This window comes from Micromonospora sp. CPCC 206171 (assembly GCF_036906755.1).
GTDB lineage: Bacteria > Actinomycetota > Actinomycetes > Mycobacteriales > Micromonosporaceae > Micromonospora > Micromonospora purpureochromogenes.
Window position 1 is genome coordinate 125,567 of sequence record NZ_JBAKHT010000002.1, and the last position, 13,185, is coordinate 138,751.

Annotated in this window: 16 protein-coding genes; 10 read left to right on the plus strand and 6 right to left on the minus strand. The window is 73.8% G+C overall.

What is annotated here, in order from left to right; all coding sequences use genetic code 11:
* Positions 1–24 precede the first annotated feature (24 nt).
* The 3 genes from V6U89_RS03285 (at position 25) to V6U89_RS03295 (ending at position 3,471) form a co-directional block, all read left to right on the plus strand.
* Positions 25–204, plus strand: a complete 180-nt coding sequence (locus V6U89_RS03285) for a DUF6104 family protein (RefSeq protein ID WP_088960493.1) — start codon at positions 25–27, stop codon at positions 202–204.
* Positions 205–286: 82 nt separating this feature from the next.
* Positions 287–2,353, plus strand: coding sequence for a phosphate acetyltransferase (pta, locus tag V6U89_RS03290; protein WP_334569103.1), 2,067 nt, complete (start codon positions 287–289; stop codon positions 2,351–2,353).
* Positions 2,350–3,471 carry an acetate/propionate family kinase gene (locus tag V6U89_RS03295; protein ID WP_334569104.1) on the plus strand — a complete coding sequence of 374 codons (1,122 nt, stop codon included), beginning with the start codon at positions 2,350–2,352 and terminating at the stop codon, positions 3,469–3,471. The genes pta and V6U89_RS03295 overlap by 4 nt, the downstream gene beginning before the upstream one ends.
* Positions 3,472–3,493: 22 nt before the next feature.
* Here the strand turns inward: V6U89_RS03295 and V6U89_RS03300 are convergent, their stop codons facing one another.
* Positions 3,494–3,664, minus strand: coding sequence for a hypothetical protein (locus tag V6U89_RS03300; protein WP_334569105.1), 171 nt, complete (start codon positions 3,662–3,664; stop codon positions 3,494–3,496).
* A 158-nt stretch (positions 3,665–3,822) separates the two neighbouring features.
* Here V6U89_RS03300 and V6U89_RS03305 point away from each other — a divergent pair, with 158 nt between their 5' ends.
* On the plus strand, positions 3,823–4,710 hold the full coding sequence (locus V6U89_RS03305; RefSeq protein WP_334569106.1) for an alpha/beta hydrolase family protein: 888 nt from the start codon (positions 3,823–3,825) through the stop codon (positions 4,708–4,710).
* A gap of 99 nt (positions 4,711–4,809) precedes the next feature.
* A complete protein-coding gene (locus tag V6U89_RS03310) occupies positions 4,810–5,778 on the plus strand; it encodes an alpha/beta hydrolase family protein (protein ID WP_334569107.1) in 969 nt (322 codons plus the stop codon).
* Positions 5,779–5,856: 78 nt separating this feature from the next.
* Here V6U89_RS03310 and V6U89_RS03315 read toward each other — a convergent pair whose 3' ends face one another.
* From V6U89_RS03315 to V6U89_RS03325, 3 genes are all read right to left on the minus strand, one after another.
* Positions 5,857–6,819, minus strand: a complete 963-nt coding sequence (locus V6U89_RS03315; protein ID WP_334569108.1) for a zinc-binding dehydrogenase — start codon at positions 6,817–6,819, stop codon at positions 5,857–5,859.
* Positions 6,820–6,992: 173 nt separating this feature from the next.
* Positions 6,993–8,171 carry an NAD(P)-dependent malic enzyme gene (locus V6U89_RS03320; protein ID WP_334569109.1) on the minus strand — a complete coding sequence of 393 codons (1,179 nt, stop codon included), beginning with the start codon at positions 8,169–8,171 and terminating at the stop codon, positions 6,993–6,995.
* A gap of 141 nt (positions 8,172–8,312) precedes the next feature.
* On the minus strand, positions 8,313–8,663 hold the full coding sequence (locus V6U89_RS03325; RefSeq protein ID WP_334569110.1) for a S26 family signal peptidase: 351 nt from the start codon (positions 8,661–8,663) through the stop codon (positions 8,313–8,315).
* A gap of 84 nt (positions 8,664–8,747) precedes the next feature.
* On the opposite strand from V6U89_RS03325, the gene sodN reads away from it, so the two are divergent.
* The 3 genes from sodN (at position 8,748) to V6U89_RS03340 (ending at position 10,167) form a co-directional block, all read left to right on the plus strand.
* The gene (sodN, locus tag V6U89_RS03330) at positions 8,748–9,152 is read left to right on the plus strand and encodes a superoxide dismutase, Ni (protein ID WP_334569111.1); all 405 of its coding nucleotides are present in this window, start codon (positions 8,748–8,750) and stop codon (positions 9,150–9,152) included.
* Between the two features lie 65 nt (positions 9,153–9,217).
* Positions 9,218–9,727 (plus strand): GNAT family N-acetyltransferase, encoded by a 510-nt coding sequence (locus V6U89_RS03335; RefSeq protein WP_334569406.1) that lies wholly within the window; start codon positions 9,218–9,220, stop codon positions 9,725–9,727.
* Between the two features lie 32 nt (positions 9,728–9,759).
* On the plus strand, positions 9,760–10,167 hold the full coding sequence (locus V6U89_RS03340; protein ID WP_154942188.1) for an ATP-binding protein: 408 nt from the start codon (positions 9,760–9,762) through the stop codon (positions 10,165–10,167).
* Positions 10,168–10,210: 43 nt separating this feature from the next.
* On the opposite strand, the gene V6U89_RS03345 is transcribed toward V6U89_RS03340, so the two are convergent.
* Positions 10,211–10,600, minus strand: a complete 390-nt coding sequence (locus tag V6U89_RS03345) for a hypothetical protein (RefSeq protein WP_334569112.1) — start codon at positions 10,598–10,600, stop codon at positions 10,211–10,213.
* A gap of 43 nt (positions 10,601–10,643) precedes the next feature.
* Between V6U89_RS03345 and V6U89_RS03350 the strand changes: the two genes are divergently transcribed.
* Positions 10,644–11,594, plus strand: coding sequence for a diacylglycerol/lipid kinase family protein (locus V6U89_RS03350; protein WP_334569113.1), 951 nt, complete (start codon positions 10,644–10,646; stop codon positions 11,592–11,594).
* A gap of 441 nt (positions 11,595–12,035) precedes the next feature.
* A complete protein-coding gene (locus V6U89_RS03355) occupies positions 12,036–12,293 on the plus strand; it encodes a WhiB family transcriptional regulator (protein ID WP_088960482.1) in 258 nt (85 codons plus the stop codon).
* A 127-nt stretch (positions 12,294–12,420) separates the two neighbouring features.
* Here V6U89_RS03355 and V6U89_RS03360 read toward each other — a convergent pair whose 3' ends face one another.
* Positions 12,421–13,179 (minus strand): sirohydrochlorin chelatase, encoded by a 759-nt coding sequence (locus V6U89_RS03360; protein ID WP_334569407.1) that lies wholly within the window; start codon positions 13,177–13,179, stop codon positions 12,421–12,423.
* Positions 13,180–13,185: the final 6 nt, after the last annotated feature.

A 13,185-nucleotide genomic window follows, 5' to 3' on the forward strand; every position in this document is an offset into this window, starting at 1 on the left:
CACCCTCCCGACAAGGACGTACGGATGTACTTCACCGACCGTGGCATCGAGGAACTCGTCGAGCGCCGGGCCGACGAGCAGGTCAGCATCGAGTGGCTCGCCGAGCGCCTGCGCGACTTCGTCGACCTGAACCCCGAGTTCGAGACCCCGATCGAACGCTTCGCCACCTACCTGGCCCGCCTCGACGACGAGGACGACGAGTAACCCCGGGACCATCGGCGTCCGGCCCGGGTGGGTGGGACGGAGGTCCCGGGCGCGGGAGCGCGTGATCTCCTAGGGTGGGGGCGTGGCCCGCAGCGTCTACCTGACCAGCGTGGGGTCCGGCGGGGGGAAGTCGACCATCGCCCTCGGCCTCGCGGAACTCCTCTCCCGACAGGTCGAGCGGATCGGCGCGTTCCGGCCGCTGGTCGCCGACACCGGCGCCGACCCGATCCTCGCCCTGCTGGTCGACCGCTACCGGGTGGACCTGCCGCAGCATGAGCTGACCGGCGCGACCTACGCCGAGGCGAGCGCGCTGGTCGCCGACGGCCGCCGGGAGGAGCTGATCTCCCGGATCGTCGAGCGCTACCGCAGCGTCGAGCGACGCTGCCCGGCCGTGGTCGTGGTGGGCAGCGACTTCGCCGACGGCGGCGACGGCGCGGGCCCCCGCGAGCTGGCCTTCAACGCCCGACTGGCCACCGAGTTCGGCAGCGTGGTGGTGCCGGTGATCGACGGCTTCGGGCAGGAGCCGGAGGCGATCGCGGCGGCGGCGCGTGGGGCGTACCACGATCTGGAGGACCTGGGCGCGACGGTGCTGGCGGTGATCGCCAACCGGGTGCCCGGACCGATGACCCTGCCGGAGCTGCCCGTCCCCGCGTACGCCATCCCGGAGGTGCCGACCGTTTCGGCGCCGACGGTGGCCGAGGTGGCGGCGGCGCTCGGCGCCACCCTGCTCGCCGGGGACGACGCCGCGCTGGACCGCGACGTGCTCGACTACGTGGTGGGCGCCGCGCACGTGCCCACCCTGCTCGACCATCTCACCGAGGGGGCGCTGGTGATCACCCCGGGCGACCGGGCGGACCTGCTGGTCGCGGCCAGCGCCGCGCACGTCGCCGGGCAGGTCTCGGTGGCCGGGTTGGTGCTCACCCTGGGCGAGCAGCCCGATCCCCGGGCGATGCGGCTGGTTGAGGGGCTCAACACCGGGCTGGCGGTGCTCTCGGTGTCCAGCGACAGCTACGACACGGTGGCCGCGTCCAGCCGGATCGAGGGGCGCCCGAGCCCGGCCAACCCGCGCAAGGTGGAGGCGGCGCTCGGCGCGTTCGAGGGCAACGTGGACACCGTCGACCTGGCCCGCCGGCTGCGGGTCAGCCGGTCCGAGCGGGTCACGCCGCTGATGTTCGAGTACGACCTGATCGACCGGGCCCGGGCCACCCGCCGCCGGCTGGTGCTGCCCGAGGGGGCGGAGGAGCGCATCCTGCGGGCGGCGGAGGTGCTGCTCCGGCGGGGCGTGGCCGACCTGACCCTGCTCGGCCGCCCGGACGACATCGCCCGCCGCACCCGGGAGCTCGGCATCGACATCACCGGCGCCGACGTCGTCGACCCCGTCACCAACGCGTGGCGCGACGAGTTCGCCGTCGAGTACGCGCGGCTGCGCGCCCACCGCGGCGTCACGGTCGAGCTGGCGCACGACGTCGTGGCCCGGCCCAACTACTTCGGCACGATGATGGTGGCCACCGGCCACGCCGACGGCATGGTCTCCGGGGCCACCCACACCACGGCGGCGACCATCCGCCCGGCGTTCGAGATCATCCGGACGGTGCCCGGGGTCTCGGTGGCCTCCAGCGTCTTCTTCATGCTGCTCGCCGACCGGGTGCTGGTCTACGGCGACTGCGCGGTCAACCCCGACCCGGACGCCGCCCAGCTCGCCGACATCGCCATGTCGTCGGCCGACACCGCCGCCCGGTTCGGCATCGAGCCCCGGGTGGCGATGCTGTCGTACTCCACCGGCGACTCGGGGGCCGGCGCGGACGTGGAGAAGGTCGCGGCGGCCACCAAGCTGGTCCGCGAGCGCCGCCCGGAGCTGCTGGTGGAGGGCCCGATCCAGTACGACGCGGCGATCGATCCGCAGGTCGCGGCGACGAAGCTGCCGCAGAGCACGGTGGCCGGCCGGGCGACGGTCTTCATCTTCCCGGACCTGAACACCGGCAACAACACGTACAAGGCGGTGCAGCGCTCGGCGGGCGCGGTCGCGGTCGGCCCGGTGATGCAGGGACTGCGCCGGCCGGTCAACGACCTGTCCCGGGGCGCGACGGTCGCCGACATCGTCAACACCGTGGCGATCACCGCCATCCAGGCCGCCGCGGAGGCGTCATGACCGACCGGGTACTGGTTCTCAACTGCGGTTCCTCGTCGGTGAAGTACCGGCTCTACGACGGCGAGACGGTCCGGGACTCCGGCACCGTGGAGCGGGTCGGCGAGCCCGGGGGCGGGCCGGTCGACCACGCCACCGCCGTCCGGCAGATCGTGGACCGACTCGAGCTGGCCGGGCTGGGCGCGGTCGGGCACCGGGTGGTGCACGGCGGCCGGCGGTTCAGCGAACCGGTGCTGATCGACGACGCGGTCCTCGCCGCGATCCGGGAGCTGGTGCCGCTCGCGCCGCTGCACAACCCGGCCAACCTGGCCGGGATCGAGGTGGCCCGGGAGGTGCTGCCCGACGTGCCCCAGGTCGCCGTCTTCGACACCGCCTTCCACCATTCGCTGCCCGAGGCCGCCGCCACCTACGCCATCGACCGGGACGTCGCCGAGCGCTACGGGGTCCGCCGGTACGGCTTCCACGGCACCTCGCACGCGTACGTCTCGCGGCGCACGGCGGAGCTGCTCGGCCGGCCGTACGAGGCGCTGCACACGATCACCCTGCACCTGGGCAACGGGGCCAGCGCCTGCGCGGTCTCCGGCGGGCGCAGCGTGGCCACCTCGATGGGGATGTCGCCGCTGGAGGGCCTGGTGATGGGCACCCGCAGCGGTGACCTGGACCCGACGGTCATCTTCCACCTGCGCCGGGAGGGCGGGTTGGGGGTGGACGAGATCGACGACCTGCTCAACCACCGCAGCGGCCTGCTCGGCCTGACCGGCGCGAACGACATGCGCGAGGTGCTCCACCGGCGGGCCGCCGGGGACTCGGCCGCCGCGCTGGCCTTCGACGTCTACTGCCGCCGGATCACCGGGTACGTCGGGGCCTACTACGCCCTGCTCGGCCGGGTCGACGCGGTCACCTTCACCGCCGGTGTGGGAGAGCACTCCGCCGACGTCCGGGCCGCGGCGCTGGCCGGGCTGGACCGGCTGGGCATCGCCGTGGACCCGGCGCGCAACGCCGGCGCCGGCGACCGGGTGATCTCGCCCGACGGCGCCGAGGTCAGCGTCTGCGTGATCGGCACCGACGAGGAGCGGGAGATCGCCCGGGAGGCCCGCGTGGTGGCGGCGACCGCCGGCTGAGGGGAACCGGGTCGGCGGCGGCTCAGCCCAGGGCCAGCCAGCCGGCGACGGCGACCAGCAGCACCGCGACCGCGGCCGCGCCGGCGATCAGCGGCAGGCGGGACGCCACCTCGACGGGCGCGGCGGCCTCCGAGTGGGCGAAGGCGCGGAACTGCTCGGTGTTGCCGCTGGGGTCCACGTACTCGTCAGACATGCCGCAGACCCTAGCGAAACCGCGCACCCCGCACGGTCCCGCCGAGCCCAGGGTGACGCTTGCGAACCGAGCGGTGGACGGGAACCGGCCGGGCGGCGGGCGGCCCCCGGTCCGGACGGTGGGGCCGGGGTGGGTCGCCGGCCCCCTACCGTCAAGGGATGGGGGTGCCGAGGTCGGTCGTCGCGCTGATCACGGCGCTGCTGGCGGGCTGCGCACCGGCCACCGCCGCGGTCGGCGGGCCGCCGCCGGCCGGGCACGCCCCGGACCGGCTCCACCCGGTCGCGGTACGCACCCTCACCATCGACCCGACCGGGCCCCGGCCGCTGCCCGTGACGCTCTGGTACCCGGCCGAGAACGGGCGGGTCGCCCCGGGACGGTTCCCGGTGGTGGTCTACAGCCACGGCCTGCGGAGCCTGCCCGAGCTGCACGCCGGGCTGACCACCCGCTGGGCGGCGGCCGGCTTCGTGGTGGCCGCGCCGACGTACCCGCACACCAACCTGCGGGCCCGGACGTTCACCCGGGCCGACGTCAGGAACCAGCCGGCGGACGGTTGGCGACTGGTGCGGCACCTGGCGCGGCTCGACGCGGGGCGGGCGGACCCGCTCGCCGGGCACCTGGACGTCGGCCGGGTCGCCGCCGCCGGCCACTCGGCGGGCGGCTTCACCACCGCCGGCATGTTCACCTCGGGACACTCCGCCCGGCTCCGCGCCGGAATCGTGATCGCCGGCGGCGGGCTGGCCGGCAGCTTCGCCGGGCCGGCAGCTCCCCTGCTCTTCGTGCACGGCACCGCGGACCCGGTGGTGCCGCTGGGCGTCGGTCGGGCCGCGTACGACCGGGCCGGCGCGCCGGCGGCCTTCCTGAGCGTGCTCGGGCAGGGGCACGGCGAGTACCTGACCCCGGGCCGCCCCGGCTTCGACCAGGTGCTCGCCACCACCACGGACTTCCTCCGCTGGACGCTCTACGACGACCGGGAGGCCGCCCGACGCCTGCCGGCCGACGCCCTCCGGCCGGGCGTCACCGCCCTCGACGACCGCCTGCGTCCCTGAGCGCCGGTGCCCGGTGGTCCGGCCACCGACGGTCCACCGCAGGTCACACTGCGTCCAACGGTGGCCGGACACCCTGGTGACCGGGGCACAATCGGATTCATGTCCCGTCGCCCCACCCCGGTCCTGCTCGCCACCGCGCTGCTCTCCGTCGGCCTCGCCGGCTGCTCGGCGGCGCCCGCCCCGACCGCCCGGCCGGCCGCCCCGCCGGCGCCGCCGAAGACCACCACCCCGGCACCTCGGGTACCCGCCGGCACCGCGCCGGCGCAGACCTTCGCCGTCGGCGTACGCCAGGTGAAGCTGAACCGGGACGGTGACCGCCCGCTGCCGGTGACCCTCTGGTACCCGGCCCGGGGTGCGACCGGTGGCGCGCCGGAGCGGGGGGCGGACGTGGCGGACGGGCGGTTCCCGGTGGTGATGTTCAGCCACGGCCTGAACGGCCGGCCGGACGACTACGCGGAGCTGCTCACCCGCTGGGCGGCGGCCGGGTTCGTGGTGGCCGCGCCGACCTTCCCGCACACCAGCCGGGGCGCCGACGGCAACGTGCTCGACGTGCTCAACCAACCCGCCGACGTCTCGTACGCGCTGGACAAGGTGCTCGCGCTGGACGGCAGGGCGGGCGACCCGCTGCGCGGCCGGCTCGCCACCGACCGGGTGGCCGCGGCCGGGCACTCGGCCGGCGGGGTGACCACCATCGGCCTCTTCACCGCCGGCCGGGACGAGCGCCTCGACGCCGGGGTGGTCTTCGCCGGGACCGCGCTCGGGGTCGGCACCGCCTTCGCCGGGGCCGCCGCGCCGCAGCTCTTCGTGCACGGCGAGGCCGACGAGGTGGTCGACTACGCCGCCGGCAAGGCGGTGTACGACGCGGTCCCCTGGCCGAAGGCGATGCTGAGCCTGCCGAAGGGCGACCACGGCCGGGCCCTGCTCAGCGACGGCGCGGCGCTGCGGGTGGTCTCCGACACGACGCTGGAGTTCCTCCGCTGGACCCTCTACGGCGACCCGGCGGCCCGTAACCGCCTCCCCGCCGACGCCGCCCGCGGCAACCTCGCCACCCTCGACGACCACCTCTGAGGCACTTTCAGAGAAAGAGTGGCCATCCGACGCGGAATGGCCACTCTTTCTCGGAAAGTGCCGAAAGCTTTGGGGGGGTCAGGCGGTGTGGTCGATGACGACCTTGCCGAAGACGTCGCCGGAGTGCAGGCGGGCGAAGGCGTCCTCGACCTTGCTGAACGGCACCACGCTGTCCACCACCGGGCGCACCTCGTGCTCGGCGCAGAAGGCCAGCAGGTCGGTCAGCTCGTCCGGAGTGCCCATGGAGGTGCCGAGGATCTCCAGCTGCATGGCGAAGACGCGGCGCAGGTTGATCTTCGGCTCGTGCCCGGCGGTCGCCCCGGAGACCACGATCCGGGCCAGCGGGGCGGCGGACTTCAGCGAGTGGTCGAAGGTGGCCGCGCCGACCGTCTCGATCACCACGTCGACCCGCTCGGGCAGGCGTGCGCCGGGTTCCAGCGCGGTCGCCCCGAGCGCCGCGATCCGCTCCCGCTTGCCGGCGTCCCGGCTGGTCGCGTACACCCGTTTGCCGTGCCCCACGGCGAGCGCGACGGCCGCGGTGGCCACGCCACCGCCCGCGCCCTGGACCAGCACCGACTCGGCGTCGTCGATCCGGCCCTTGGTGGTCAGCATCCGCCACGCGGTCAGCCAGGCCGTCGGCAGGCAGGCCGCGTCGGTCGCCGACAGCCCCGTCGGCAGCGGGATCAGGTTCACCCGGGGTACGGCCACCCGCTCGGCGAGGGTGCCGGCGAAGTGCTCGGAGAGGATGGAGACGCCGCGCGGGTCACCGGGGGTGGGCACCACCGGGTAGATGACCACCTCGTTGCCGTCCGGGTCCGCGCCGACCGCGTCGCAGCCCAGGATCATCGGCAGCTGGTCGGGGCCCAGGCCCACCCCGCGCAGGGACCACAGGTCGTGGTGGTTGAGCGAGCTGGCCCGCACCTGCACGGTCACCCAGTCTTCCTCCGGGTGGGTCGGCTCGGGACGCTCGCCGACGGTCAACGCGGCGAGCGGATTGTCGGTGTCGAAGCTCGAGGCATAGGCGGCACGCATGGTCGGCACCGTAACAAGGAGAACCACCCCCGACCCAGGACCTACCCCACAACCCGGCCCCCCGGTCACGCCCCCGGCGCACATTCCGAGAAGGCGCACATTCAGAGAAAGAGTCGCCTCCCGGCGTCGGGAGGCCACTCTTTCTCGGAAACTGCGTGTCCCGCCCGGTGGGCGGAGCGCGGTCAGGCGCGGGTGACGCCGTCGCGGCGGGCCGCCTCGGCGACGGCCGCCGCCACGGCGGGAGCCACCCGGGGGTCGAGCGGGGAGGGCACGATCGCGTCGGCGGTGAGCGACTCGGCCACCACCCCGGCGATCGCGTCCGCCGCGGCCACCTTCATCCCCTCGGTGATCCGGGTGGCCCGGGCGTCCAGCGCGCCCCGGAACACGCCGGGGAAGGCCAGCACGTTGTTGATCTGGTTGGGGTAGTCGCTGCGGCCGGTCGCCACCACCGCGACGTGCCGGGCGGCCACCTCGGGGTGCACCTCGGGGGTGGGATTGGCCAGCGCGAAGACGATGCCGCCGGGCGCCATGCCGGCGATCGCCGCCTCGGGGATCTGCCCACCGGAGACGCCGACCAGCACGTCCGCGCCGCGCAGCGCCTCGGTGATGTCACCCTGGCGGCCCTCGGCGTTGGTGGACTCCGCCAGCTCCGCCTTGGTCCCGGTCAGCCCGTCGCGGTGCCGGCCGATGATGCCCTTGGAGTCGCAGACCACCACCTGGTCGGGGTTCACGCCGCCGGCGACCAGCATCTTCGTCACCGCCACCCCGGCCGCACCGGCGCCGCTGACCGCCACCCGCAGGTCGCCCAGCTTGCGGTTGAGTAGCGCCGCCGCGTTGCGCAGCGCGGCCAGCACGACGATCGCGGTGCCGTGCTGGTCGTCGTGGAAGACCGGGATGGCCAGCGCCTCGTCCAGCCGGCGCTCCACCTCGAAGCAGCGGGGGGCGCTGATGTCCTCCAGGTTGATCCCGCCGAAGGAGGGGGCGAGCGCCGTCACCGTCGCCACGATCTCGTCCACGTCCTGGGTGTCCAGGCAGATCGGTACCGCGTCCACGCCGGCGAACTGCTTGAACAGCACCGCCTTGCCCTCCATCACCGGCAACGCGGCGCGCGGGCCGATGTTGCCGAGGCCGAGTACGGCCGAGCCGTCGGTGACGACCGCGACGGTGTGCGACACCCACGTGTAGTCGTCGGCCAGGGCCGGGTTGGCGGCGATCGCCTCGCAGACCCGGGCGACGCCCGGGGTGTAGGCGAGGGAGAGGTCCTCCCGGCTGGTCAGCGGGACCGTCGAGGTGACGGCCATCTTGCCGCCGACGTGCAACCGGAAGACGGGATCAGCGGGATCCACGGTGGACGCAGACATGGTGACTCCAGGATCTGTCGAGCAGACGGAGCGGCCGGCGCGGGCGCGAGGTGAGGCGCCTGGCGGCGGCACGCGGTGCGGGGGGTCACCCGGGCACTTTCCGAGCATAGTCACGCCGGGGGTGCACCGATGTGAGCAGGGTCATAACGGGTCGCGTGGCAGCCGGCCGGGGCGGGGCCAGTACCGGCACACCACCCGCCCGAGCACGTCGGCCACCCCGTACGCCCGGGAGTCGTCGGTGACGAGTTCGTTGTCGCCGCGTACCCACCAGCCGCCGTCCTGCCGACGGACCGCGCGCTTGACCACCAGCAGCTCCGGCCGGGTCCGGAAGACCGCGACCACGACGTCGCCCGGCCGGACCGGCCGGCCGCCCCGACGGACCAGTACGGCGTCCCCGTGCCGCAACGTGGGCGCCATGGACGGACCGCTCACGCCGACGGCGGTGAGCCACCGGCGCAGCCGCGCCGGCGGATCGACCCGCTCGACCGTCACCAGGTTTCCCCTCCGTCCCTGCCGGGGACGCCCCCAGGAGTAATGTCGGCTTGGATCATCGCAAACATCCCGTGGAGGACCCAGATGCGACTTCCCCGCATCCTTACGCCCCGTCTGACCGCCAGCGCCCACTGCGACCTGCCGTGCGGCGTCTACGACCCGGCGCAGGCCCGGATCGAGGCCGAGTCGGTCAAAATGATCTGCGAGAAGTACCAGGCGAACACCGACCCGGAGTTCCGCACCCGGGCCATCATCATCAAGGAGCAGCGCGCCGAGCTGGTCAAGCACCACCTCTGGGTGCTGTGGACCGACTACTTCAAGCCGGCCCATTTCGAGAAGTACCCGCACCTGCACCAGCTCTTCAACGAGGCCACCAAGATGGCCGGCGCGGCCGGCGCCAAGGGCGGGACCGACCCGAGCAAGGCCGACGAGCTGCTGCAGAAGATCGACGAGATCTCGAAGATCTTCTGGGAGACCAAGAAGGCGTGACCCTGGCCTCCCCGGCACCGACGATCCGGCCGGCGCGTCCCGAGGACGTGCCGGCCGTCGTCGCGATGGTGCACGAACTCGCCGACTACGAGCGCGCCGCCGACCAGTGTCGGCTGACCGAGGAACAGCTCACCGCCGCCCTGTTTGCGACTGCTCCAGGTCGCGGCGCGGCGTCAGACGCGCCGAGCTGGAGTAGTCGTAGCCCCGCGCCGGCGCTGTTCGGGCACGTCGCGGTGGACGACCGGGACGAGCCGGTCGGGTTCGCGCTCTGGTTCCTCAACTTCTCCACCTGGGCCGGCGTGCACGGCGTCTACCTGGAGGACCTGTACGTCCGCCCCGAGCACCGGGGCACCGGCGCGGGCCGGCTGCTGCTCGCCGCGCTCGCCGCGATCTGCGTGGAGCGGGGCTACGAGCGGCTGGAGTGGTGGATGATCAACTGGAATCCGGCGGCCCGCTTCTACGCCTCCATCGGCGCGGTGCAGCTCGACGAGTGGGTGCCGTACCGGCTCAGCGGGCCGGCGCTGCACGGGCTCGCCGCCCAGTCGACCTCGGCCCCCGCCCGGCCGGAGGCCTGAGGGGGTAGAGTCCCCGACCGGGGGGATGAGGCGTGACTCAACTGACCGGCCAGCCGACGACCGACGACGACGTCGTGCACCTCACGGTGCCCGCCGACGGCGGCTACCTCGGCGTGCTGCGCACCGCCACGGCGGGGCTCGCGGCCCGCCTCCAGTTCGCCCTCGACGAGATCGAGGATCTGCGCATCGCCGTCGACGAGGCCTGCGCCATGCTGCTCGCCATCGCCACCCGCGACGCCGAGCTGGAGTGCCGCTTCTCGGTCACCGAGGACGCGCTCACCGTCGAGGTGACCGTGCCGACCGTGCGGGGCGCCACGCTGCCGTCGGAGTCCTCGTTCGCCTGGAAGGTGCTCACCGCGCTGACCACCGCCGCCTTCGCGGACGCGGCCGACGGCCGGGCCACCATCTCGCTGCTGACCCGCCGCTCCTCCGGCTACTGAGCCGCCGGGCGGCGCCGGCCACCCGCCGGACGGCCCGCAGCGGTCACTGGAAGCCCAGGGCGCGCGTCGTGGGCGGGCTGACCAGCAGCGCGCAGACACCGACCCCGAGGACCATCAGCGGTACGCCGAGCCATCCCAGGCCGCCGGAGATCATGAACCAGCCGACCGGCAGCAGCATCAACTGGAGCACCATCGCCGGCGCCCTGGCACCGGCCCGACGACGGGCCAGCGCCGCGCCGAGCGCCCAGAGGGCGGCGGCGCCGGCGAACGCGAACCCGGTCACGAAGAGTGCCGACACCAGATCGGTCTTGGTGGCGGTCAGGTCCGCCCAGATCAGCCAGACGGCCAGCAGCGCCAGCGCGACCGCCTCGCCGCGCAGCAGCCGTACCGCCCAGCGCAGCGTGTCGGGCACCGGGCCGGAGTCGATGGTCACGCGCGCCACGATACCCGTGACGGATCGGGGTACAGTGCCGCCCATGCGGGCCGTCCTGGTGGTCAATCCGAAGGCCACCACCACCAGCGAGCGCAGCCGGGACGTCCTGGTCCGGGCCCTGCGCAGCGAAGTAGACCTGTCGGTGCGGTACACCCGGCGACGGGGTCACGCGATGGACATCGCCCGGGAGGCGGTCGCCGAAGGGGTCGACGTCGTCGTCACGCTGGGTGGCGACGGGACGGTCAACGAGGTGGTGAACGGCCTGATGACGGCCGCGCCGCCGGCCACCCGCCCCGGCGGTACGCCCGCCGAGCGACTGCCCGCGCTGGCCACCGTGCCGGGCGGCTCGACAAACGTCTTCGCCCGCGCCCTGGGGCTGCCCCGGGAGTGGCCGGAGGGCGCCAGCATGATCCTCGAAGGGCTGCGGCTGGGCCGCTCGCGCACGATCGGGCTGGGCCGCGCCGACGACCGCTACTTCACCTTCTGCGCCGGCTTCGGAGTGGACGCGGCGGTGATCCACCGGGTGGAGCAGGCCCGCAAACGCGGTCGCGTCTCCACCCCGGCGCTCTACTTCCGCTCCACGCTCAGTCAGTACTTCCTCGGCTCCGACCGGCGGCACCCGGCGATCATCCTGGAGCGCCCCGGTGAGGCGGCCGAGGCCGAGCTGGCGACGGTGATAATCCAGAACTGCGCCCCGTGGACGTACCTGGGCGAGCGGGAGATCAACCCGAATCCGGAGGCCTCGTTCGACCTGGGGCTCGACGTGATGGCACTGCGTCAGCTCCGGGTGGCCAGCACGACACGCACCGTGACGCAGTTTCTGTCCCGGCACCCCGATCCGCGCGGCAAGCAGGTGCTCCGGCTGCACGACGTGCCCGAGTTCACGCTGATCAGCGCTCGCCCGCAGGCGTTCCAGCTCGACGGCGACTACCTTGGCGAACGGGAGAAAGTTAGATTCACATCCGTTCCCGACGCACTGAGAGTAATCTGCTAGGTCTCGGGTAACGCCCTAGGTTGACGGTCGTTACACCGCACGACGCGGTGGCCGCCACAACGAGGGGTTGGTGCCGGAAATGTCAGCAATGTCACGCGCAGTGTACTATATTGATCCTCGACTGTGGTACGCCGGGTAACCAGGGACGCCTAAAATCCGGACAAAGGGGTCGTGAGCTTGCTCACCGTGCGGAGTTTTTCCTCGCGGCACCCTTGACATCGACAGCGTTCGTGAAAGTATTCACAAGCGAACTTGAGTTACCGGGACATTGCCTGGATATGCTCGGCAGGTTGAGCTGTTCCAGCAGGTCCAGGGACTGCACAAGCCTGCTCACGCACTGCCGAATAGTCGGACGCGAACCGTCACGACCGGCACTGCGGACGCATATAGAAAAGCACCAGCGTTATCTGCCACCCATCCAGAATGAGGAGTGTTGCCGCCATGGACTGGCGCCACGATGCCGTCTGCCGCGACGAGGACCCGGAGCTGTTCTTCCCGATCGGGACGTCCGGTCCGGCCCTCCTGCAGGTGGAGCAGGCCAAGGCCGTCTGCCGGCGCTGCCCGGTGACCGACCACTGCCTGCAGTGGGCGCTGGAGTCCGGTCAGGACGCCGGCGTCTGGGGCGGGATGAGCGAAGAGGAGCGCCGCGCGGTGAAGCGCCGCGGCGGCATCCGGGTGCTGCGCGCTCACTCCGCCTGACCGATCACACAGCCGTACGCCCCGGCCGGGTTCCACCGGCCGGGGCGTTCTGCTGTCCGGACGCCGCACGGCTGCCCCGGTACCCGGACGGCGCCCGGTTCGATCATCAACGGACCGGTGAACCCGATCACCACCGCTGCACCGCGTCGACCCGCCGCAGCACCAGCTCGGCCAGCTCGGGCGCGTCGGTCAGCGGCCCGCTGACCGCCACCGCGCCGGCCCGGCGGGCCGCCGTCACCACCCCGTCGTGGAAGAGCCCCGGCGCCAGGAAGTACGCCGCCACGGCCACCCGCCGGGCGCCGGCGGCGCGCAGCCGGGCCACCGCCACGTCGGTCGTCGGCGGCGCCGCCGAGGCGTACGAGACGGTGCAGGGGACCCGCAGTTCGGCGGCGAGTGCCGCGGCGACCCGACCCACCGAGCCGCGCGCCCGGGCGTCCCGGGTGCCCGCCGCGGCCAGCACCAGGGCGTCGAAGCCGTCCGGCTCCGCCTCCGCCAACCGCCGCCGCAGCCCGGCCAGCAGCCCGGCGTCGACCGTGCCGTCGGCGGGGCCGAGCACGTCGGTGACGCGTACGGCCAGCTCCGGCGCCGTGTCGCGGGCCGCCACCACCGCCGCCGGGATGTCCACCCGCCGGTGGTAGGCGGCGGTGAGCAGCAGCGGCACCAGCACCGCCCGGGTGTGCCCCGCCACGGCCAGCCCGCGCAGCACCACCGTCGGGTCCGGTGCGGTGTGGTCCAGCCAGCTCGGCAGGACGGCCGTGCCGGGCCGGACCGCCTCGACCGCCCGGGCCAGCGCCCGGGTCGCCTCCGCCGCCCGGGGATCCCGGCTGCCGTGCGCCACCAGCACCACCGGCGGGCGGCCGCCGCCCGGCGCCGGGCCGGTCCGGATCCCCCG

What these genes read in the sequence shown, in the direction of transcription:
- V6U89_RS03335 (WP_334569406.1), top strand. Translation starts at nt 9,218, where the DNA reads ATGGTGCACGAACTCGCCGACTACGAGCGCGCCGCCGACCAGTGTCGG.
- V6U89_RS03305 (WP_334569106.1), top strand. Translation starts at nt 3,823, where the DNA reads ATGGGGGTGCCGAGGTCGGTCGTCGCGCTGATCACGGCGCTGCTGGCG.
- V6U89_RS03355 (WP_088960482.1), top strand. Translation starts at nt 12,036, where the DNA reads ATGGACTGGCGCCACGATGCCGTCTGCCGCGACGAGGACCCGGAGCTG.
- V6U89_RS03320 (WP_334569109.1), bottom strand. Translation starts at nt 8,171, where the DNA reads ATGTCTGCGTCCACCGTGGATCCCGCTGATCCCGTCTTCCGGTTGCAC.
- V6U89_RS03310 (WP_334569107.1), top strand. Translation starts at nt 4,810, where the DNA reads ATGTCCCGTCGCCCCACCCCGGTCCTGCTCGCCACCGCGCTGCTCTCC.
- sodN (WP_334569111.1), top strand. Translation starts at nt 8,748, where the DNA reads ATGCGACTTCCCCGCATCCTTACGCCCCGTCTGACCGCCAGCGCCCAC.
- V6U89_RS03300 (WP_334569105.1), bottom strand. Translation starts at nt 3,664, where the DNA reads ATGTCTGACGAGTACGTGGACCCCAGCGGCAACACCGAGCAGTTCCGC.
- V6U89_RS03350 (WP_334569113.1), top strand. Translation starts at nt 10,644, where the DNA reads ATGCGGGCCGTCCTGGTGGTCAATCCGAAGGCCACCACCACCAGCGAG.
- V6U89_RS03295 (WP_334569104.1), top strand. Translation starts at nt 2,350, where the DNA reads ATGACCGACCGGGTACTGGTTCTCAACTGCGGTTCCTCGTCGGTGAAG.
- V6U89_RS03285 (WP_088960493.1), top strand. Translation starts at nt 25, where the DNA reads ATGTACTTCACCGACCGTGGCATCGAGGAACTCGTCGAGCGCCGGGCC.